At 44.4% G+C, this 19,978-nt stretch carries 16 protein-coding genes; 5 read left to right on the top strand and 11 right to left on the bottom strand.

The window, feature by feature from the left end; genetic code table 11:
- Positions 1-40 precede the first annotated feature (40 nt).
- Positions 41-1,315 carry a serine/threonine-protein kinase gene (locus tag QT994_RS12360; RefSeq protein WP_333174842.1) on the top strand — a complete coding sequence of 425 codons (1,275 nt, stop codon included), beginning with the start codon at positions 41-43 and terminating at the stop codon, positions 1,313-1,315.
- Here the strand turns inward: QT994_RS12360 and QT994_RS12355 are convergent.
- The 3 genes from QT994_RS12355 to cynS form a co-directional block, all read right to left on the bottom strand.
- The gene (locus tag QT994_RS12355; RefSeq protein WP_333174840.1) at positions 1,307-1,894 is read right to left on the bottom strand and encodes a type IV pilin-like G/H family protein; all 588 of its coding nucleotides are present in this window, start codon (positions 1,892-1,894) and stop codon (positions 1,307-1,309) included. The two genes, QT994_RS12360 and QT994_RS12355, sit on opposite strands and share 9 nt — an antisense overlap.
- 66 nt (positions 1,895-1,960) lie before the next feature.
- Complete coding sequence (gene clpX / locus QT994_RS12350) at positions 1,961-3,343, bottom strand: ATP-dependent protease ATP-binding subunit ClpX (protein ID WP_333174839.1); 1,383 nt, start codon at positions 3,341-3,343, stop codon at positions 1,961-1,963.
- A gap of 227 nt (positions 3,344-3,570) precedes the next feature.
- Positions 3,571-4,014: a cyanase gene (cynS, locus tag QT994_RS12345; protein WP_333174836.1), complete on the bottom strand. Its 444-nt coding sequence runs from the start codon at positions 4,012-4,014 to the stop codon at positions 3,571-3,573.
- 440 nt (positions 4,015-4,454) lie between these two features.
- On the opposite strand from cynS, the gene QT994_RS12340 reads away from it, so the two are divergent.
- The 4 genes from QT994_RS12340 (at position 4,455) to QT994_RS12325 (ending at position 10,622) form a co-directional block, all read left to right on the top strand.
- Positions 4,455-4,799 carry a slr1659 superfamily regulator gene (locus QT994_RS12340; RefSeq protein WP_333047514.1) on the top strand — a complete coding sequence of 115 codons (345 nt, stop codon included), beginning with the start codon at positions 4,455-4,457 and terminating at the stop codon, positions 4,797-4,799.
- Between the two features lie 147 nt (positions 4,800-4,946).
- Complete coding sequence (locus QT994_RS12335) at positions 4,947-7,085, top strand: ATP-binding protein (RefSeq protein WP_333047513.1); 2,139 nt, start codon at positions 4,947-4,949, stop codon at positions 7,083-7,085.
- Between the two features lie 508 nt (positions 7,086-7,593).
- Positions 7,594-7,905 (top strand): hypothetical protein, encoded by a 312-nt coding sequence (locus QT994_RS12330; protein ID WP_333174834.1) that lies wholly within the window; start codon positions 7,594-7,596, stop codon positions 7,903-7,905.
- A 131-nt stretch (positions 7,906-8,036) separates the two neighbouring features.
- Positions 8,037-10,622 (top strand): PAS domain S-box protein, encoded by a 2,586-nt coding sequence (locus QT994_RS12325; RefSeq protein ID WP_333174831.1) that lies wholly within the window; start codon positions 8,037-8,039, stop codon positions 10,620-10,622.
- A 54-nt stretch (positions 10,623-10,676) separates the two neighbouring features.
- Here QT994_RS12325 and QT994_RS12320 read toward each other — a convergent pair whose 3' ends face one another.
- The 8 genes from QT994_RS12320 to QT994_RS12285 all read right to left on the bottom strand — a co-directional run bounded on the left by QT994_RS12320 (position 10,677) and on the right by QT994_RS12285 (position 19,952).
- Positions 10,677-11,138 (bottom strand): VOC family protein, encoded by a 462-nt coding sequence (locus tag QT994_RS12320; protein WP_333174828.1) that lies wholly within the window; start codon positions 11,136-11,138, stop codon positions 10,677-10,679.
- A gap of 494 nt (positions 11,139-11,632) precedes the next feature.
- Positions 11,633-12,118, bottom strand: coding sequence for a glutathione peroxidase (locus tag QT994_RS12315; protein WP_333047506.1), 486 nt, complete (start codon positions 12,116-12,118; stop codon positions 11,633-11,635).
- Positions 12,119-12,408: 290 nt separating this feature from the next.
- The gene (locus tag QT994_RS12310; RefSeq protein ID WP_333174826.1) at positions 12,409-13,305 is read right to left on the bottom strand and encodes a DUF2382 domain-containing protein; all 897 of its coding nucleotides are present in this window, start codon (positions 13,303-13,305) and stop codon (positions 12,409-12,411) included.
- Positions 13,306-13,525: 220 nt separating this feature from the next.
- Positions 13,526-14,386 (bottom strand): DUF2382 domain-containing protein, encoded by an 861-nt coding sequence (locus tag QT994_RS12305; RefSeq protein WP_333047501.1) that lies wholly within the window; start codon positions 14,384-14,386, stop codon positions 13,526-13,528.
- A gap of 390 nt (positions 14,387-14,776) precedes the next feature.
- Entirely contained in the window at positions 14,777-15,292 is a 516-nt protein-coding gene (locus QT994_RS12300) for a DUF1499 domain-containing protein (RefSeq protein ID WP_333174824.1), read from the bottom strand.
- Positions 15,293-15,359: 67 nt separating this feature from the next.
- Complete coding sequence (locus QT994_RS12295) at positions 15,360-17,018, bottom strand: adenylate/guanylate cyclase domain-containing protein (RefSeq protein WP_333174822.1); 1,659 nt, start codon at positions 17,016-17,018, stop codon at positions 15,360-15,362.
- The gene (locus QT994_RS12290; RefSeq protein ID WP_333174820.1) at positions 16,993-19,563 is read right to left on the bottom strand and encodes a response regulator; all 2,571 of its coding nucleotides are present in this window, start codon (positions 19,561-19,563) and stop codon (positions 16,993-16,995) included. Before QT994_RS12290 ends, QT994_RS12295 begins: the two co-directional genes overlap by 26 nt.
- The gene (locus tag QT994_RS12285; protein ID WP_333174818.1) at positions 19,560-19,952 is read right to left on the bottom strand and encodes a response regulator; all 393 of its coding nucleotides are present in this window, start codon (positions 19,950-19,952) and stop codon (positions 19,560-19,562) included. Before QT994_RS12285 ends, QT994_RS12290 begins: the two co-directional genes overlap by 4 nt.
- Between the last annotated feature and the right edge of the window lie 26 nt (positions 19,953-19,978).

Here is a 19,978-nt window from a genome sequence, read left to right as displayed (position 1 = left end):
CTAAAAACCTTTTTGTGACAGAACTTATCATTACGAACCTATGAATGATTTCCCTGATTTTTCCAACTACGGCTATCAAGTAACTCGCGAACTCGGACACAACCGCGCGGGCGGTAGAGTTACCTATCTCGCTACTGAAATTAATACAAAACGTTCCGTTGTTGTCAAACAATTTCAATTTGCCCAGACAGGTGCTAATTGGACCGAATATCAAGCTTATGAAAAAGAAATTCAGATTTTGCGAGAACTCGATAACCCCAACATTCCCCGTTATTTAGATTCTTTCCAAACTGCATCGGGTTTTTGCATGGTGCAGGAATACAAAAATGCTAATTCTCTCGCAAATTCCCGCCAGCAAACACCGCAAAAAACTAAGCAAATTGCTATTTCTGTGTTAGAAATACTCAAATACCTGCAAAATCGGGTGCCGCCTGTTATTCACAGAGATTTAAAACCCGAAAATATCTTAGTTGATGACAGGATGAATGTCAGCCTGGTCGATTTCGGATTTGCTAGAATCGGGGGGGGAGAAGTGGCTGCCAGCAGCGTTGTCAAAGGCACTTTGGGCTTTATGCCGCCCGAACAAATGTTCAACCGCCAGCTAACAGTCGCATCCGATTTATACAGTCTCGGCGCCACGCTAATTTGCTTGCTAATCGGCATCAATTCTACCGAAGTTGGCAGCTTGATGGACGAGACAGGGCGGATTAATTTTAAACATCGCTTGCCGCAGCTAACTCCAGAATTTCTTGACTGGCTGCAAAAAATGGTGGAACCAAATTTTAAACACCGCTATGCTTCCGCAGATGCGGCCCTCAACGCTTTGATTCCCCTCAATGTAGTTCGCCCGCCTAAAAAATCAAAACTTGCACTGATATCAGTCGGATTGTTGACAGCAAGTGCTGCTATTTTACTCCCATTTATTTGGAAATCTCAGGAACCTCAACAAGTAGTTAAATCCCAACCAGAAACCAGCAAACCGAAGTTAAAACCTGTGACTCAAGTGATGTTAACTAGCGAACTAAAATCGGATAAAATTATAGATTTTGTGTCTTTAAAAAAAACACATAAAGTCTATTTTGCTGTCAGTGTTACTAACTTTTCACCGGGAGAATATTACGGTACTTGTCGCGTATTTGACTCTCAAGGAAAATTGGCAGCCGACGGTCGATCTCATTTAAGAACAACGGCAGATAGACTAAATACTTGGTGCGGGTACAATTTTACAAAGGATGACAAGCCTGGGAATTGGAAGTTTGAATTTTATTTAGACAATCAAAGAATGACACAAAATAGTTTAAAGGTATTACCTTAAAATATTTGTACCGGGCGGGCAGTGAATTTCTGTGCCGTCAAAAGTTGGCTGTATCAGATTGAATTGATCCACCTCCTTTTCCGGCTCGCTTTCGCAGATTGCCGAAATAGTTATTAGTTGATTGCTAACATCTTTTTTGAAAGCAAATACTGCTCCTATATATACTGGATCGTAGTCTTTTTCGCTAACGGAATCCAGCTTTTTAGAAAATGCGATCGCGCTTTCAAATTGTGCTGGTTCGCGCTTATTCTCCAACGTTTGAACTGGGTTTATTAATAATGAGTCAATGTGGTAATAATATTGAGCTTTGCTGAGACCTTGTATAGCCAACCCTTCCAGGGAATCACTAAATTTGTTATTTTTTGCATAGTAATCTTCCTGCGCTTTATTGATCGAAGCCAGATCTGCTTGTAGTGCCGGAGATTTCGGACTACTTGAGATGACAATAGTATTGAGTTTGAAATTGTAAAAAGATGCTAGTATACCAGCCATAAAACCGCTGTAAATTACAGTCCGTACCAGCAAACTGGATAGTGAAACGCTGTATGTTTTACTTTTTTTATCTATATCTGCTGACATTTTTTTAGTGCCCTAAAATCTTGCTAAGTCTGTAGAGTGCGCGCCGCACACCCTACAGACTAGAAATTAAGCAGTTTCGTGCTGTTTGTGCCATGCGGGATGCCACAGCAATTCAGCAGTCGATCGCTTCTCGACCATTTCAGGAGTAATCATACAGTTAGCCACATCCTTGCGAGAAGGCAACTCGTACATGACATCGAGCATTAACTCCTCTAAAATGCTGCGGAGAGCTCTCGCGCCAGTTTTGCGACGATAGGCCTCCTGGGCGATCGCCCGTAGCGCTTCCGGCTGGAATTCCAACTCCACGCTGTCCATCTTCAACAGCTTTTGATACTGCTTCACCAGCGCATTTCGGGGCTCGGTCAATATCTGCATCAAAGCTGCCTCATCCAGCGGCGAAATCACCGTTACCACCGGAATCCGCCCCACAAACTCAGGAATCAAACCAAACTTGACTAAATCGTCCGGCTGTACCTGCTGCAAAATATCAGCGGCCCGCTTGTCTTTCGCCGGCAAAGTTGAGTTGCTATCGGTTTCTGTTGGCTGAATAAAGCCCAAGGATTTTTTACCCAAACGCTGTTCAACTATTTTTTCCAAACCGACAAAAGCACCGCCACAAATAAATAGAATTTTGCTAGTGTCAACTTGAATAAAATCTTGGTAAGGATGTTTGCGGCCGCCTTGCGGGGGCACATTAACCACCGTTCCTTCCAACATTTTTAGCAGCGCTTGCTGCACTCCTTCTCCCGATACATCCCTGGTGATCGAAGTGTTTTCGCTTTTGCGAGCAATCTTGTCAATTTCATCAATATAAATAATGCCACGCTGTGCCGATTCGACATCAAAATCGGACATTTGCAAAAGCCGCAGCAAGATATTTTCTACATCGTCGCCCACATATCCAGCTTCTGTCAGCGTCGTTGCATCGGCTACCGCAAAGGGGACTTCGAGCATTTGCGCCAAACTTTGTGCTAACAAAGTTTTGCCACAACCTGTGGGGCCAACTAGGAGGATGTTGGATTTTTGCAGTTCCACATCGCTGTCGGGGGAAGGCTTGTCGTTATCTTTAGCTTGGTCAACGCTCAAGCGCTTGTAGTGGTTGTAAACTGCGACAGAAAGAACTTTTTTTGCTGAATGCTGGCCGATGACGTGGTTGTCTAAATGCTGCTTAATTTCTGTGGGTTTCGGAATTTGAGCTAAAACGATTTTCGATTTATTCGATCGACCCGGGCGCCGCGTTCCTTGTCCCTGAGACTCTCGCACCTCTGATTGGGGAATCTGTTGACCAATTGTTTTACTGGAGTCAAAGAACTCCTCCTCTAAAATTTCATTGCAGAGTTCCACGCATTCATCGCAAATGTAGACGCCGGGCCCAGCTATTAACTTGCGGACGTACTCTTGCGACTTGCCGCAAAAGGAGCATCTGAGATGGGAGTCATATTTTGACATATTTGCCTCTTACTTTACGGTTGCGGTTGCTTGTTTCGACTTGGGAAGTTGCGGCGGGAGCGACCTTAGCTTTGCCCTAGAAGGGTTTCCCGATCGGACACCCAAGCCAGTCAAGCTTCGCGATCTCTATTTCTAAGTTAACACTTTTGAGGCTTTAGTCATTAGTTACGAGTCATTCGAGCAAATTTGAATTTTTCATTTTCACTTGAAAATAAAGCTGCACGGCCTTACCATTTTTTGTATTCCAAAAATTTTCCCGACATAATTATTTTCACTCGATCGCCTTTTGGGTCTGCTTCTTTCTCGACATCCAAAGTAAAGTCGATCGCGCTCATAATCCCGTCACCAAATTTTTCCTGAATCACTGCTTTGAGCGGCATCCCGTAAACCTTCATTATTTCATAGAATCGATAAAGCAGAGGGTCAACTGGAACCGAGGCATCCAAAGAACCTTTTAACGGAGGTTCACAGAGAACCGCAGCCGTCTCGCTATCTAGCCCCAAAGCCGAGACAATTTTCTCGGCTTCATCTGCTGATGCGGTAGCTTGACGGTAAATAACCGCGGCAATCCAAACTTCGTCACGCCCCAAAACTTTTTCCAAATCTGCAAAACTAATTCCTTGAGCTTTTTTAGCAGCCAAAAGCTTTTCTGTAATTCCTGAAATTGCCATTAAATACTCTTCCCTTCACTTCAGTGTCAGATGTGAATTTTATTTCATGTTTTGGTAATTTTGTCAATACCAAGTTGAGAAAAAAATCGAATTGATAGCTGCTCGGAACTTCAGCAAAAGCTGGTCTCGTCAACCCACAACTCATACAATTTGAGATTTGAGATGTTAGATGGGCACTGACTGATGACTATCAGGGTTTGGAGCTAGTCAACAGTTGCATTCGTTTTTTCCAACTGGTCTCACAACTGGTAAATCCTAAAATAACTCATAACTGCCCTGTGGCAATGGTACAGTTGGCAGTATATGTAATAAAAGTTACACACGCAAAGGCCTTCGGCATTCGGCAAACGGCTGAATTTTGATCGTGCTAGCCTGAAGCTCAATCCTCGCTCACGCAGCCAAAGCCCCTTTACCACTCAAAACCGGCAACTGACAAAAGTATGGAGATTCAGACCAAAGATTACACGCTCCAGTACGATCGCGCTACCCAAACAGTCACCTGTAGCGGCTCGTTCCGACTCAGCCAGGTGGAAGAATACGCACCGATCGTCGATGTGCTCAACGAAGTGGCTGACTCCTGCCCAAACATCGTTACTCTAGACTTGCGAAAGCTAGAATTTTTAAATAGTTCTGGAATTAATATTGTCTCAAAATTTGTGATCAAAGTGCGGCAGCAAAAAAATATTCAAATGGTCATCAAAGGTTCTAAACAGATCCCCTGGCAGATAAAATCCCTGAAGAACTTGCAGCGGCTGATGCCTTCCTTGCACTTAGAATTTGAATAGTAACGAAAAAGGTAAAGATGAATCCCCGGCTAAGTCGGGGAACCAGGAGGAGGGTGGCTGAAGTTAATCGGAATAAGTCATAGTTAAACTAGCACAAAACCCTAAAAAACTTCAGAACAGACTAAAAATTACCAATTTTCAATTGCTATGCAGGAAGAACCATCGACAGAACAGCTACTTTTCGACGTTCAGCGGCTGAGTGCGGAACTTGAAAACTTGAAGCGCGAAAAGGTTGACCTAGAACTTTTGCTGGAGACGACCACCGAACATTCAGATACGATGGAAGCTCACTTGCTGAGCAAAGCTCAGTTGGCGCTGCGTTCAAGCGAAGAGCAGTTTCGGGCGATCGCCTCGGCAACTCCCGTACCGGTATTAGTTTCTCGCCTCTGTGACGGCTTAATTCTGTATGCGAACGCTCAATTGGCTTCTCTCCTGAACATACCCCTAGAAAAATTGATCGGCTGCAGCACTCCAGACTTTTACTTCAACCCCGTCGATCGCCCAAAGGTACTTGAGGCACTTGCTAAAGAGGGATACCTGCAAAACTACGAACTCCACTGTAAAAAATCAGACGGCACCGCTTTCTGGGCGATGCTCTCGGTTCAGTCGCTGATGTTTAACGGGCAGGCGACGGCATTGTGCGCCTTGTACGACCTCACCCAGCGCAAGGAAGCAGAACAAACCCTTCAAGAGAGCGAAAAGCGTCTCCGCCGCCAGAGTTTGGCTTTGTTGCAGCTAGGTCGGCAGAGGACTCTCAATAGCGGTGCGCTGAATGTGGGAATTCGCGAAATTACCGAGGCTGCAGCCCGGACTTTGGATGTGGAAAAAGTCAGCGTCTGGCTTTACAACCATGGAAGATTTGGAACTCCCTACCCGACAGATCCCCAGCTAAATTTTACCGAGAGAGTGCTCGCCCAGAACCAAACAGAGCCACTCGATACAGAGGCCGCTGCCCCAGAGCAAGGCGAGGGGGTTAATCATTCTAAGTTTAAAATCCCCAACCTCAAATTAGTTTGTCTCGACTTGTACGATCGCACCCAGGAGAATCATTTGAGTCGGGAGTCCATATCGGCAAGCGATTTAAATTTATCAATTTTAGATGTTGAAGGCGACGCACGGGGCGAAAATTTGCGATCGGACAATGCTTTAGAACCTACGACAAAGACTCAAAAATCTCTACAAACAGATTTGTCCCACTCATCTTCGCTAGTCGAACATTCCGCGGTGCTGCCCAATGCCAGCAAACCTAATTCATCCATATTAAATGTAGCAATTAGGCTCGGTGGGCAGATCGTGGGTATCCTCTCTCTCGAACATATCGGCGCGCCCCGCCAGTGGGCTCTGGAGGAGCGCACCTTCGCTGATTCTTTGGCAAATTTGGTAGCGCTGGCGATCGAAGGATTTGAGCGCCAGCGGGCTCAGGAAGCACTCTCCAAAGCCAAAGCGCAGCTAGAAATGACCGTCGATCAGCGCACCACTCAACTCACCACCGCCAATAAACTGCTCCGCATCGAAATTGCCGAGCGCAAAAGAGCCGAAATAGCCTTGCAAGAAGCCTTACACAAAGCTGAAGCAGCTTCGAGAGCTAAAAGCACTTTTTTAGCCAATATGAGCCACGAGCTGCGGACGCCGCTCAACGCGATTATCGGTTACAGCGAAATGCTACAAGAAGAAGCACGGGAATCGGGACTCGAAGACATCATTCCCGATACCCAAAAAATTTATAACGCTGGCAAACACTTGCTGACTTTAATTAACGATATTCTAGACCTTTCTAAGATAGAAGCCGGTCGGATGGAGCTTTATCTAGAAAAATTTGACCTCAGCAATTTAATAGAAGAAGTCGTTGCAACTTTGCACCCTTTGGTCGAAAAAAATCACAATCAATTGCAAGTTTCTTGCTCTGAAAATTTGGGAGTGATGTATGCAGATTTGACTAAAGTTCGGCAAATTCTGTTTAATTTGCTTTCCAATGCCCTGAAGTTTACCGAAGGTGGAACGGTACTGTTGAGCGCGACTCGCGAACCAGCAGGCGGCAGCGATTGGGTTTATTTGCAGGTATCTGATACGGGGATTGGAATGTCGGCAGAACAGCAGCAGGGTTTGTTTCAACCTTTTATTCAAGGGGACGCTTCGACTACTCGCAAGTACGGCGGCACCGGTTTAGGATTGGCCATTAGTCGCTTGTTTTGCCAGATGATGGGCGGCGATATCATTGTTGAGAGTCAGTTGGATGTGGGCTCTACTTTTACTGTTCATTTAAAGACAAAAGTTGATATTAGTTAGAAGCAAGTTGGGCAACTAGCAATCTAGGGGATTTAAGGGATTTAACGGGTGGGGGTTTTGCCAGGAATTGTGTACCGGATTTAACGGATTTAACGGATGGCAAAAGATGGAATAATTCCCCCCTTCCCAATTTTCCCATTACCAATTACTCATTACCAATTACCAATTCGCTTTTTAATTGTGACACCGATCGCGATCAACCTCTGTTGTCGATCACACAGTAGCATTTTTTTTCAGCCTAAAATACCTATATTATCCAAAAATTGTCCTGCAGGCACGATCGGGCGCCTCGCTGCATTTACAAATCCCACCTCAACCTAATTAAGGGGGTGGGGGGTTGCTTCCAGACAGGCAATTTGGTAAAAGTAATGCTATGGTCGCGAAGCAGTAGAAGGCAAAAGTTAACAGGAAATCAGGAAGTTTCAAAAGTCTCTGGACGCAGAAACACAATTCTGCTTTTTGCCTTCATACTGCTTCTACTGGCGAGATAGCACTGCTGCTGAAAGCAATGCACAATTTCTCAGAATCAAAGGAGTGCATCTACATGATTAAACCTTGCAGTCAACCGCTAAAAATAAATCCTTTTACTTGTTATCGCGATCCGGCTACAGGCAGGTGGACTACTGTAGTTACAAGTGTTCCAAACACTTGCGAAACAGACTCTAGTTTAAAAGCAGAAGCCGAAGGCGAAAAGGAAGGTAAAGCAGAAACGATCCTTTCTGCTTCGCCTGCTGTATCGGGGTCGAGAAAAGTCCTTTCTTTCTCCTTGCCTCAGTTTAAACACCGTGCCAAAAAATCTGCTGTTAGTGTCAGCAGGTAGCTATCGCAGGGGTCTAATCTAGTTTCCACGGTTAGTCCCCGGCGCTCGCCAAATCAAACAAAACAAACTTATCCATAGCCTCAACTGCCAAAAAGTGATATACTGGCAGCAAACTTTCTCCTTCAATATCCGTGAAGTATTTGCTCGATCGCGCCGTCCAATTTGTATGGACAGACCGACCACTTCGCCAACGGGGAACAGTCATCGTTGCTATCCCCGTGATTTGTCTGTTTGCTTCGCTGATAGCAATTGCAGGCCTGCGGAATAGTAACCTACAGATAAGAAAGCGATCCGATACTAATAAGGCAATACTTCAGGAAACTAACCGCTTGTTAACAATGATGGTGGATGCCGAAACAGGCATTCGGGGTTACGGGTTGACGAAGCGCCGCGAATTTCTATCACCCTACTTAGAAGCCAAGAAGAGTTTGCCTCCGCTGCTGGCTAAACTCAAGGTTGCGGTTCGAGGCAATCCACTGCAAGCTCAGCGATTTGAAGAAATTAAAAAAAGTACCGAAGAGCAAATAAATTTCTTGCAAAACACTTTGAATAAGCTCGACAGTTCGGCAACAAGCGTGCAGTCGCCGGAAATAATTCAGGTGTTCGGTCAAGGTAGGTTGCAGATGGATAACCTGCGCGAAAAATTTAATGCGTTTGTTGATGTAGGCGAAGCCTACCAGAAAGCAGTAGATCGGCAAATACGGGAGTTGATAGATTTCACTAATTTTGTGCAAGTTGCTGGGTTGCTTTTCGGCTGTTTGGGTGGAGGGGCTTCCTGGTATTTATTTGATAGTTTAGAGAAGGAATTGAGGAAGCGGGAAGCTGGCTTGGAAGAAAGTAAAAGTCGTATTCAAGCTGTGGTAGACAATGCGGCTGACGGTATTATTACTTTGGACGCATGGGGAAATATTGAGTCTTTTAATAGGGCAGCAGAAAATATTTTTGGCGAGAAAGCCGATCGCGTAATTGGCTCGAACCTGCGGCGACTGATAGCTCAACCGCAGCCTTACAACACCGCAGGGGATTATTCTATCGAATATTTTGTGTTAAATCCCGATACTAAGCTGAAGACTTACCAGCAAGAAACAGTTGGAGTTCGCAGGGACGGAACTAAGTTTCCGATGGAGTTGGCTGTCAGCGAAATGCGTCTGGCAAATCAACAGTTGTTTATTGCGATTTGCCGCGATGCCAGAGGACGGAAACAAGCCGAGGAAACTCTGCGAAAGCAAGCGCAAATGCTGGATTTGGCGAACGATACGATCGCCGTACTAGACTTGAATGGGGCAATTTCTTATTGGAATTTGGGGGCCAAGTGGCTCTACGGGTGGCGGAAGTCGGAAGCAATAGAAAAAAATATTCACAAGCTTTTACAAACAGAATGGACTCAACCTTTGGAGGTAATTCAAAAAGTGTTTTTCGAGCAGGGTTCTTGGCAAGGAGAACTGGTGCGAACCAAGAAAGACGGCACAAAAATAACGGTGGCAAGCCGCTGGACTTTGCAGTACGACGATCAAGATCAACCCGTGGCTATTTTGGAAATTAGCAACGATATTAGCGATCGCAAACGCTCAGAAATTGCTTTAGCCCAAAGCGCGCAGCGGTTTCGCGCTACTTTTGAGCAGGCGGCAGTCGGCATGGTTCAAGCGAGTGTGGAAGGGAAATTTCTGTTAGTCAATCAAAAACTTTGCGAAATTTTGGGCTACAGCCGGCAAGAATTGGTGGAGAAAAGATTTCAGGAGATTACGTGGCCTGGAGATTTGGCAAGCGAACTGGAACTTTTGCGCCAATTGTTAGCAGCAGAAATTGAAAACTTCTCTCTGGAAAAGCGCTACATCCGCAAAGACGGAGAGTTGGTGTGGGCAAACTTGACGGTTTCGCTGCTGCGAGAACAAAATGGCACTCAATTTCTGATGGGTGTGGTAGAAGATATTAGGGATCGCAAACAAGCGGAGGAATCGCTGCGGTTGCGCGCTCAAGAATTGAGGTTGACAGCCCAAAACCTGGCTCAAACGACAAATGTTTTAAAAAAGCGGAATCAAGAATTAGACCAGTTTGCTTATGTAGTTTCTCACGATTTGAAAGCGCCACTCAGGGCGATCGCAAATCTCAGCAGTTGGATAGAAGAAGACCTCAGCGAGTCGATGACAGAGGATACTCTGCACCAAATGAACCTGCTGCGCGGCAGAGTTCACAGGATGGAAGGTTTGATTGAGGGACTGCTGCAATATTCCCGCGTCGGGCGCATTGAAGTAGCTTCAGAAAAGGTAAAAGTTGAGAATTTATTAGCAGAAATTATTGATTCGTTGGCGCCACCGTCTGAATTTGAGGTGAAAGTTGAACCGGGAATGCCAACTTTTGTGACCGAAAAATTGCCGCTACAGCAGGTTTTTTCTAATTTAATTAGCAACGCAATCAAGCACAACCGAGCTGAATCTGGTCACGTAACAATATCTGTTAAAGAGTTAGATGATTTTTACGAATTTTCTGTAAAGGATGACGGGCCGGGGATTGATCCTCAATATCACGAGAAAGTTTTTGTAATTTTTCAGACCTTGGAAGCTCGCGATAAAGTAGAAAATACTGGGATTGGTTTGTCGCTGGTGAAGAAAATTGTCGAAGGTCAAGGGGGCAGTATTTCCCTAGAATCTGCCGAAGGTGAGGGAGCAACTTTTCGGTTTACTTGGCCGAAGCAACCTATTAGCAAAGACGGCAAGTGAAAGAACTCTAAATGTAGGGTGTGCACCGATCACCGAGAACCCGAGAGCGACTGTTTAAACTGCATCACAACGGATTTCGATGATAAATCCATCAGGATCGTAAAAGTAAATGCCGCGTCCTGTAGCCCGAGTGACGGGGCCGCTGTCGATCGCAATTTGATTTGACTGTAGCACTTCCAGAGCGCGATCGAACAAAGTCGGCTCGATATCGAAGGCTAAGTGGTTGGCGCGAGTAAAAGCTTTCTCCGGGTCTGGGTTTGGCGGTTCCAAGTCGGGCTGCCAAAATAAGTCAATAACAGTGCCGTCTGGAGTGACGAAATTAGCGACTTTACCAGCGGCTACCATTTCTGTTAAAGTTGCGGGAATTTCTGCACCTGTTAGTTCGTGCAGGCCGAGAATTGTACCGTAGAAGTGGCGGGAAGCTTTCATGTCGCGCACGTTTAAAGCGATATGGTGAACGCGGCGCAAATTCCCCGGCCCGAGGGCAATTTTGACGTTGTTTTCGGTAGTTTGCATGATTGTCAAGGGCGAATGTTCAAATTGAATGCTGTTAGATTTATTCAGATTCTGTCCTGTAAAATAACCGTTTTAACTGGGTACTGAAAACTTAAGTCTTCAGATTTCTATGAGGACTTAAGTTTTCACTACAAGCACTTTTCTTAGGGTCGTGCCATCCCGCATACTATCCATTAGTATTATTATTTTTCTTTAGGAAAGGATGCCATGCCTACAAATAACATGACTAGACCGCCTGCAAGAATTGCGAAGGCAAGTACACCTACAACTAAATCTAATCCCGATGTATTCTCCATTAAATTAAACCCTTCTCCCCTTAAATAATAACATCATCGGTAATTGTTAATTGCTGAGGGCTGACAAACAATGGGAAGAGAAGAAAAAAATAAGCTCTCCAATTATTAGAAAAAAATCATATTAAGTTCTTCCCTTTTCCCTAAACATCCCTCGGTTAAATCCGTTAAATCCTGTACGCTGCTGCCTTGGCGAACTTCTTATTTTGCCAATTCTCGATCGATCGCAGCGATTAGTTCTGGCGAATCGGGGCCCACGCTGCTGCGGAATCTGGCAACCACTTCACCCTGTTTGCTAACTAAGAATTTCTCAAAATTCCAGGAAACCTCACCCTTGGGATCGACTGCACTCGTAAGCTTAGCGTACAGCGGGTGCTGCTGAGTGCCTTTAGCGCGTACTTTGTCAAATAATTCAAAGGTGACGCCGTATTTGGTAGTACAAAAATTGACGATTTCTGGATTACTTCCGGGTTCTTGAGCTCCGAAGTCGTTACAGGGAAATCCTAAAACACGGAGTCCAGCCGCGCTGTACTTTTGGCTCAATTCTTCGAGCCCTTTGTATTGAGGTGTATAGCCACATTTGGAAGCTACGTTAACTATCAAGAGTACCTTGCCCGCGTACTCTCCTAGCTGCTTGTCTTCGCCTGCGATCGTTTTTACTTTAATGTCGGAGATGGTGTTAGGCATTTTCCCATACTTTTAAATTTGACCACCAAAAGTTTACCGCAATTCGGTACAAATTTGTCGAGAGGCCCATCGCTAAAAATTTAAATATCCCGGTCGGGGCGGGTTTACGGATCTCAGGCTTATATAATAGATGTTCGTGAACCCGCCCCTACCAAAATTACGGTTAATTTACTGAACATGATCTTAGTAGATGGCGGTGAACTTTCTCCCTACCACGACTCGCCACAGTCCGCTCTTAGATTTAAGTTTCTTGCTAATAGCTAAAATCTAGAGCGAAAAGGACGAATATTTTAACTCTCTGAGTGGTGTTCCGTCATCCATTTTTGGTAAGTTTCCTCCAGTTGCTTGTCTTCCAAAACCAGTTCTAGGCGGACTTTAACGCAACCGTGGCGGGGTTGAGAGGCGATCGAATTTAAGATTTTGCTAGCTTTCTGGACAGAGGTAAATTCAGCCTTAACTGTCGGTTCCTGGCGATCGCTCTTAATCTCTGTCAAATCTATACCGGTGATGCTTCCCTCGCCCAAATCTATTTCGGCCAACACCTTCGGATCGTCGCCGACTTGTTCGACAATCAGCTTTTCCCACTGGATGGGTACTTGTACCATCCGAGTTTCAATTTCTTTACGCACTATGACTTCGCCAACTTTGCGCTTGCTACGATTAATCACCAATCGTTCTTCTAGGAGGCGAATTACTTCTTGATCGACAATATCTAAATTTTCCTCATCCTCATCTGTCTCCAAACTTTCATCGGTGCGATCGGCATCTGTTAGATTTGACATAACTTTTGAGGGCTTGGTTAACTCGGTGTTGTTAAATTCACTATGCGGTTCTGCTGAGGCATTTTCTAAATACGGACGCCCGCTATTGGTCGAAATTCCCGGCAGCAGTTCGACTTGCGCCGAATTTATACTTACAAAGAGGGATTTTTCGTGATAATCGACTTTTTTTAGCAGCTTAATACTTAATAAGAAAAGACGGGTATTTTCGCTGCCTAGCCCGGCTACCACAAAGTTTAACTGACCGTTATCATCAAAATAGACATCTTTAACTTTGCCTACCAAGTGACCTTGATTGTCTTTGACTGTAAAACTTTTTAGCTTAGTCCTGACTTTCTCGGGTACCCGGTTGAGAGGGGTAATTGATTTAGCAGTTGCTATCTTTTCGGCTGATGCTTGACCGTTCATTTTTTAAACTTTCCTGCTTAGGGATTTTTATTATGAATTGGTAAGGGCAAATGGGTAAAGGCGGGGAAAGTGCATAAACGTTGCCAAAACCAGACAAGTTTTGTACCCCCCCGCCCCTCACTTAGGAATTGCGCGATCGCTACCAATCCAATCAAACCTGCGCGGTGACAGAATTATGTCATTAAGGCGCAATTCCTATGCAATAGCTGTTGCGGTTGGTTTAGATCTTTGGATTTTTATTATCTACAACCGCAGTTCCATCAGTCTTAACGTCTAATTCTTCACGACGCAAGGTTTCTTCGCCCTCAACCGTGGTGCGAACAACTTCTTTTCTGACGTTGACTTCTTCCCGGACGAAAGCTTCCTTGTGAATGTCGGCCGTTTCTTCGTAGACTTCCATGCGTGCAACTTCCCCTGATTGGAAGTCAGCGTCACCGACTGAAACTACTCGACCAGCTTCTACCGGGGTTACTCGCTCGATTACAACTCGTTCTTTTTCAATAGGTACTGAAGCTCGCGCTGTTTCAGTTTCCACGCGCTTGCCAACTGCTACTTCGCCTGTTTTGGCGCGGTTTTTGTTGGCAATCAAGCGTTCTTCATAAAGCTTGAGATTTTGGTGCTGCTGTTCGTTGGTTTCGTAGAGGGGGCGGTCGATATCGTAGTTGTAGCTGCTGCGATCGTAGCTAGCAGGAGTTGCAGTGCTTGCAGCGGCAGTTCCTTGATTGCGGTAAACGCCTCTTACCTGTTCTTCGCGATCGTAATCTACTGATTCTAATTCATTGTAAGCAGGCAATTGTTCTGCTTGAGCTTTGTTGCGAAGGCCTGTTGCGTGGACGCGACGGGCTCCGTAGTCGAAGCGGGCCGAGCCGATTGGCAACAATACTTTTTTGCCAAAAATCCAAATACCGGTATCAATTACCAGATAGCGGAAACGACCCGTGTCATCAACCAAAGCATCATAAACCGTCCCTACTTTTTCATCAGAGTCGCCAGCATAAACATCAAATCCCTTGATGTCGTCTCCAGCAAAGATTTCTTCCTGATAGTTAGGATAAAATTCTGCTAATCTTTGAAGTGCCATGTGTTTTTTCCTCTTTGCTCTACTTAAGTTAATAGTAGAAATTAATTTGTTGACTTCCCTCTCCCTAAAGTCAGAAGTGTATAATTTAGGTTGTTTAATACTATAGGAATACTACGGCATCTCTTCTTCTGTGCTAGCTGACTCAGCTATTTTCAAGATTGTAAAACTCTACAATCGTCAATCTTATAACAAGTATTAAAACTCAAAGCCAACCGTAGAGACGCGGCATTGCTGTGTCCTACTCCCCCTGCAAAACACTCCTTTGCGCTCTGCCTACTGTTAATAATTGTTAACTAGGTGGTGAAAAATCAACATTACATAGTAATACCTAAATATTAAAGCCCCTCATTTTGCAGGAGAGGGGCTTCCGGAAAGCTAGAAAATTTAAGTTCAGAGTTGATTGAATTGAGTTCTGATAGCTTCTATCCGACTGCGGTTAACCCCCAAATCCGACTCTCCTAGACGCGAAGCCGATCGCACATGGATGACTTTTGCTCCATCATCTACCAAAAATTCAACGTCATCAACAAACCCCATCAAAGCACTGCTGAACTCCGCATATAGGTAATTATCAGTTGCCGTGATAATTTTAGTTTTTCCATAGGACTCGATCGCCCCTTTGAGCTTTGCCATCGCTTCACTCTGGGACGAAGTGTATGCCAAAGGCTCAATTTGGTGTTCGGCATCTTGACTGAAGCTGCTGACGCAGTTGGCGGAACTCGGGCACGCTGCGAGTTTTCCGGACACAATGCCGATATTGGCAGGTCTTTTTCCAGCAAACATTGTTTTTTCTCCGGGAATTGCGATAAAAGTAGCGATCGACAGTACCGCTACTGCTAGCAGCGATATTAAAATAGCCAGGACTTTTTTCAATGCTGTCGGCGATTTTGTTTCAACTGTTTGCAAAGGATTAGCCTCCTGAAAGTGGAAATTCTGTCTAATTTTAATATTAATTGAAATTTACATCAAAAATTTAAAAATATTTACTTTGTTCTTCAATCAACCAGTAAGTCAGCATTCTTCCTTTACCTTTAACCAAAATATGACCCCGTTCTTCAAGAACAAACTGCTCTTTCAAACGCTGGTAAGTCGGTACCGTCACTTGAATTTTGCCAGGCAATCCGTTCGACTCCATGCGCGAAGCAACATTAACAGTATCCCCCCACAAATCATAGCTAAATTTGCTAATCCCAATAATTCCCGCCACCACCGAACCGCTGTGAATTCCGATCCGCAATTGAAAATTTTCTCCTATTTTGGCATTAAACCTCCTCAAAGCTGCCTGCATCTCCAAAGCTAAAAGTGCGATCGCCGAGGAGTGATCCTCCCGCGCTGTCGGCAAACCCCCAACCACCATGTAAGCATCCCCAATCGTCTTAATCTTTTCCAACCCGTGCAACTCAGACAACCTATCGAACTCCGAGAAAATTCCGTTCAAAATTTCTACCAACTGCGTCGGACTTTTGTGAGCAGAAAACTCTGTAAAACCGACCAAGTCAGCAAACAATACGCTCACCTCATCAAAATGATCTGCTATCAACTTTTGCTCTTTTTGCAAGCGTTCGGCAATAGGTTTCGGTAAAATATTCAGCAGCAATTTCTCTGTTTGCTCTTGCTGCAATTTCAGCGCTGCCTCAGCTTGTTTCCGCTGAATCAGCGAACCGAGCTGCGTAGCAACCGCACTCACTAATTCCAACAAGCGCGGCTGACATTTCAGAACTTTCTCGCGATAAAAAATCAAAATAGCTAACACTTGGTTGTCTGCCAAGATAGGCACTCCAAAAGCCGCTTTCAATCCCACAGCCGCCGCAATTTCCGAGCGCAAAAAAACTTGTTTTGGTGCAGTAGAAACATCCTCGATCCATTCAGACTGCTGCGACTGCCAAACCCTCCCCGATAGCCCCACACCGGGAGCAAAAGTTAACTGCCAACTTGTTTGTCGGAATTGGGCAAAACTCAAGTCGCTAACGTACCGGCCTGTAGCGCATTTTAAAACGCCATCATTGCTAGGAATCCAAGCTTCGCCCAAATTCCATTCAATAGTTTTGCAAATTAAACCTAAAATCACATCTATAGCCGACTCAAAATCCTCCGACTTGCTAATAGCTTGAGTGGCCTTCAGCAGCAAGCTTGTTTCCATTTCAACCTGGCGGCGTTCGGCGATTTCCTGGTGCAACTGGACGTTTTGATCTGTCAATTTTTGATTTTTTTCTTGCAATTGCAGTTGCAATGAACGCACAGTAAGTTGATTGCTCACTCGCGCCAATACTTCTTTCACCTGAAAAGGTTTTGTGATATAATCTGATCCGCCCACTTCAAAAGCTTTTGCCTTATTTATTCCTTCTTCTAACGCACTGAGAAAAATGATGGGAATTTCCCTATATTGCGGTTCTGATTTTAATTTTTTACAAAGTTCGTAGCCGTCAATATCCGGCATCATAATATCGAGTAAAATCAAATCAGGTGCGCTAGACTGAATGGCATCTAACGCTGAAAAACCATTAGTAACAGGTCGAACTTTATAGCCATTTTTTTGCAAAATTCTAATCAACAGACGCAGATTATCTGGCGTATCGTCAACTACTAAAATATCTGCTTGATAGTCTTCAGTTTGTTCCGCCTTGAGCTGCATTATCTGATTCCTCCGCCTCGGCAATTAAATTGAGTATTTTCTGGTAATCAAAATTATCGAGATGACCCTGGAGGATTTCGGCAAATTCAGGATGAGCATCCCTTATTTCCTCGATTGTCCTGACAATTAAGTCAAAATCTGCACTGCGTATTACCTGCTTCATGTTGTCTATCCATTCTGCGGGAAGTTTGGGCAAACAAGCAAGCCCAGCATTAAAGTGGGTGGCAGATAGATTATTTCGCTCGCCTATTGAGATAAAGTCCCTTGAGTTAGAGTAGAGATACTTCACCCCCAAATGTTTGTTGAGGGTATCAAATATATCTGTTTTGCGGAAAGGTTTGCTAATAAAATCGTCGCAGCCGACCAATAAAGCAAACGCTTGCCTCCCTTCAATTGTACTAGCGGTCAAAGCAATAATCTTCGGAATCGGGGAGTTGGGATGGGAAATATTCATTTCCTCGTTTCCTTGCTGCTTTTGCTCTCTCTGCTTTATTCTGGTCTTAATTTGTTTAGTAGCTTCGTAGCCGTCCATCACTGGCATTCGCACATCCATCAAAATTAAGTGCGGATGCCAATTTTCCCACATTTCTATTGCTTCCTGACCGTTGGTGGCTTCTTGGAGTCCGAAACCCAAGGGAGAAAGCATTTTGAGTAAAAGTTGCCTGTTGTCTTCGCGATCGTCCACAATTAAAATTCGGTAGCACGGTTGATTTGGTTCCAACCCCGTAACTTCGCGGTGAATTTGCGGAGCTGGAATATCAGCAGCATAAACCGCACCGACTGGAATTTCAAATTTAAAAGTTGTTCCGAGTTCCAGTTGACTTTCTACTACAATTTCTCCTCCCATTAGGCGGACAAATTGACGGCTAATATTCAATCCTAAACCCGTGCCTTTCTGGATTTTTTGACCGGAAGCTGTTTGCACAAAAGCCTTAAAAATATTCTCCAATTCTTCCGGAGAAATGCCTACTCCTGTATCTTCAATTTCAAACAGAAGGAAAAACCCCCCAACAGTTAAATCCTCAACCTCTTCTTTCACTTCTAGGCGGGCCAAGTTAGTGCTACTTGTCGAAAATTCCCGAATACTTCTTGTGGTATCAAAGCAAGATGTGGGACTGTCCAATAAATCCATAAATCCCGATTTGTCTAACTTTATAACTCTTAAGATGATTTCTCCTCTTTGCGTAAACTTAATCGCATTACTCAAAAGATTAATCAGCACTTGTCGCAGTTTAATATCATCGGTTCGCACATACTGAGGAACCTCCGCATCGCGCTCGAAACGCAACTGCAATTCTTGAGTTTGTACCCGCAGTTGAAACATATCTTGTAAATCGTCAAGCAAGCGGTAGATGTCGAAGTTTTTCGGGTTGAGGGTCATCCGCCCCGCTTCGATTTTTGATAAGTCTAAGACTTCATTGATCAAGGTCAGCAAGTGTTCGCCACTGCGGCGAATAATTCTCATATTTTCTCGGTTTTCGACAGTAAGATTCGGGCTGGGTTCCATGATTTGTGCAAATCCGAGTATGGAATTGAGAGGGGTACGCAACTCGTGGCTCATATTGGCAAGAAACGTACTTTTAGCTTGGTTTGCTGCTTCAGCAGCTAATGCGGCTTGTTGCAGTTGTTCTGTGCGTTCGTAAATTTGGGCTTCTAAGGTTTGCTGGTAATCTGCTAGTATTTTTTCGGCTTGTTTACGATCGCTAATATCTTGAAAAGCTGCGATCGCATAAGCAATATTTCCGCTAGCGTCAAAAATCGGCGTGGTATTGATCTCGATCGCAATTACTTTGCCATCTTGACGGATTTCTACATCGTCAACCTTGACAAATTCTCCTCTCAGTGCGCGCAAAATTGGCAGATTCTCCGGCGGGTAAAGCTCATCAGTATTGGCAACATAAAGTTGATAAGTTGCAGCTAATTGTTCCGCAGTGCTTTCCGGGATAGTGTCTGCACCCAGCAAATCCCGCGCTGTCTGGTTGAAATAGGCGATCGAGCCATCGGGATTATAAACAGATACCCCCACTGGCAAAGCTTCTAAAAATTGACTCAGGCGGCTTTCACTCGCAGACAGCGCCTCATTTACTAGCTTTAACTCCTCGTTTACTTCTTGCCGCTTATGGATTTCATCTGTTAGCTTTTGGTCTTGCAAATAACTGTGAACTGCTTCTACTACCGTTAATTTTAAGTCTTCATTTTGCCAAGGTTTAGGGATATAACGGTATAATTTAGCATACTTGATAGCATTACTCAGGGCTTCCAAATCTGCTTGCCCCGTTAGCATAATGGTCAGCGTATCCGGCGAGCTTTCGTGAATTTTTCTAAGCAGTTCGTCCCCTTTAATATCCGGCATGATATAATCGGAAAGCACCAAAGCAATCTCGCATTCATCGGCCTTCAAATCTGCCAGCAACTCTAAAGCATCAGCCCCCCCTTCAGCGGTTTCAATAATACACCGATCGCCGATCGCCTTTTTTAGTTCAATCTTTAAACTGTTCAAAACGTCAGGTTCATCATCAATACAAACAATCACAGGTTTTTTCATAACTTAGCCAGCCCCGATTTTATAGTCTCTATTAAGTCTTTGCTTTGCCAGGGTTTGGACAAACAACAGTATAAATTTGCTTCTTTTACTGCCCGCTGAAGTGCCACTGCATCCGCTTGTCCCGTCAACATCACCTTAATAATTTTAGGATATTTTTGGTGAACTTTAATTAAAAGTTCGTCACCTTTAATTCCCGGCATCAGCCAATCAGAAACAACCACAATCACCTGATCTTCTTCTTGAAAGTCCTCAAGTAAATCTAAAGCTTCATCACCACTTTCAGCTAATTCATAAAAGTAATCATTTTTAAATTCATTTTTTAGCTGCATCTTGAGAGTATTCAAGATATCGGGTTCATCGTCAACGCAAATAATTACAGGCTTATTCATCTTTTCCTCTCTGCTTTAATTTTACT

The sequence above is a fragment of the Microcoleus sp. S13_B4 genome (assembly GCF_036700885.1).
Classification (GTDB): domain Bacteria; phylum Cyanobacteriota; class Cyanobacteriia; order Cyanobacteriales; family Microcoleaceae; genus Microcoleus.
Note: the sequence above shows the minus strand (reverse complement) of the source record. Positions and strands in the feature narration are given on the sequence as shown.

Coding starts and splice junctions, on each gene's coding strand:
- clpX (WP_333174839.1), bottom strand. CDS start 3,343: ATGTCAAAATATGACTCCCATCTCAGATGCTCCTTTTGCGGCAAGTCG.
- QT994_RS12285 (WP_333174818.1), bottom strand. CDS start 19,952: ATGAATAAGCCTGTAATTATTTGCGTTGACGATGAACCCGATATCTTG.
- QT994_RS12335 (WP_333047513.1), top strand. CDS start 4,947: ATGCAGGAAGAACCATCGACAGAACAGCTACTTTTCGACGTTCAGCGG.
- cynS (WP_333174836.1), bottom strand. CDS start 4,014: ATGGCAATTTCAGGAATTACAGAAAAGCTTTTGGCTGCTAAAAAAGCT.
- QT994_RS12330 (WP_333174834.1), top strand. CDS start 7,594: ATGCACAATTTCTCAGAATCAAAGGAGTGCATCTACATGATTAAACCT.
- QT994_RS12355 (WP_333174840.1), bottom strand. CDS start 1,894: ATGTCAGCAGATATAGATAAAAAAAGTAAAACATACAGCGTTTCACTA.
- QT994_RS12290 (WP_333174820.1), bottom strand. CDS start 19,563: ATGAAAAAACCTGTGATTGTTTGTATTGATGATGAACCTGACGTTTTG.
- QT994_RS12295 (WP_333174822.1), bottom strand. CDS start 17,018: ATGCAGCTCAAGGCGGAACAAACTGAAGACTATCAAGCAGATATTTTA.
- QT994_RS12305 (WP_333047501.1), bottom strand. CDS start 14,386: ATGGCACTTCAAAGATTAGCAGAATTTTATCCTAACTATCAGGAAGAA.
- QT994_RS12360 (WP_333174842.1), top strand. CDS start 41: ATGAATGATTTCCCTGATTTTTCCAACTACGGCTATCAAGTAACTCGC.
- QT994_RS12340 (WP_333047514.1), top strand. CDS start 4,455: ATGGAGATTCAGACCAAAGATTACACGCTCCAGTACGATCGCGCTACC.
- QT994_RS12320 (WP_333174828.1), bottom strand. CDS start 11,138: ATGCAAACTACCGAAAACAACGTCAAAATTGCCCTCGGGCCGGGGAAT.
- QT994_RS12315 (WP_333047506.1), bottom strand. CDS start 12,118: ATGCCTAACACCATCTCCGACATTAAAGTAAAAACGATCGCAGGCGAA.
- QT994_RS12310 (WP_333174826.1), bottom strand. CDS start 13,305: ATGAACGGTCAAGCATCAGCCGAAAAGATAGCAACTGCTAAATCAATT.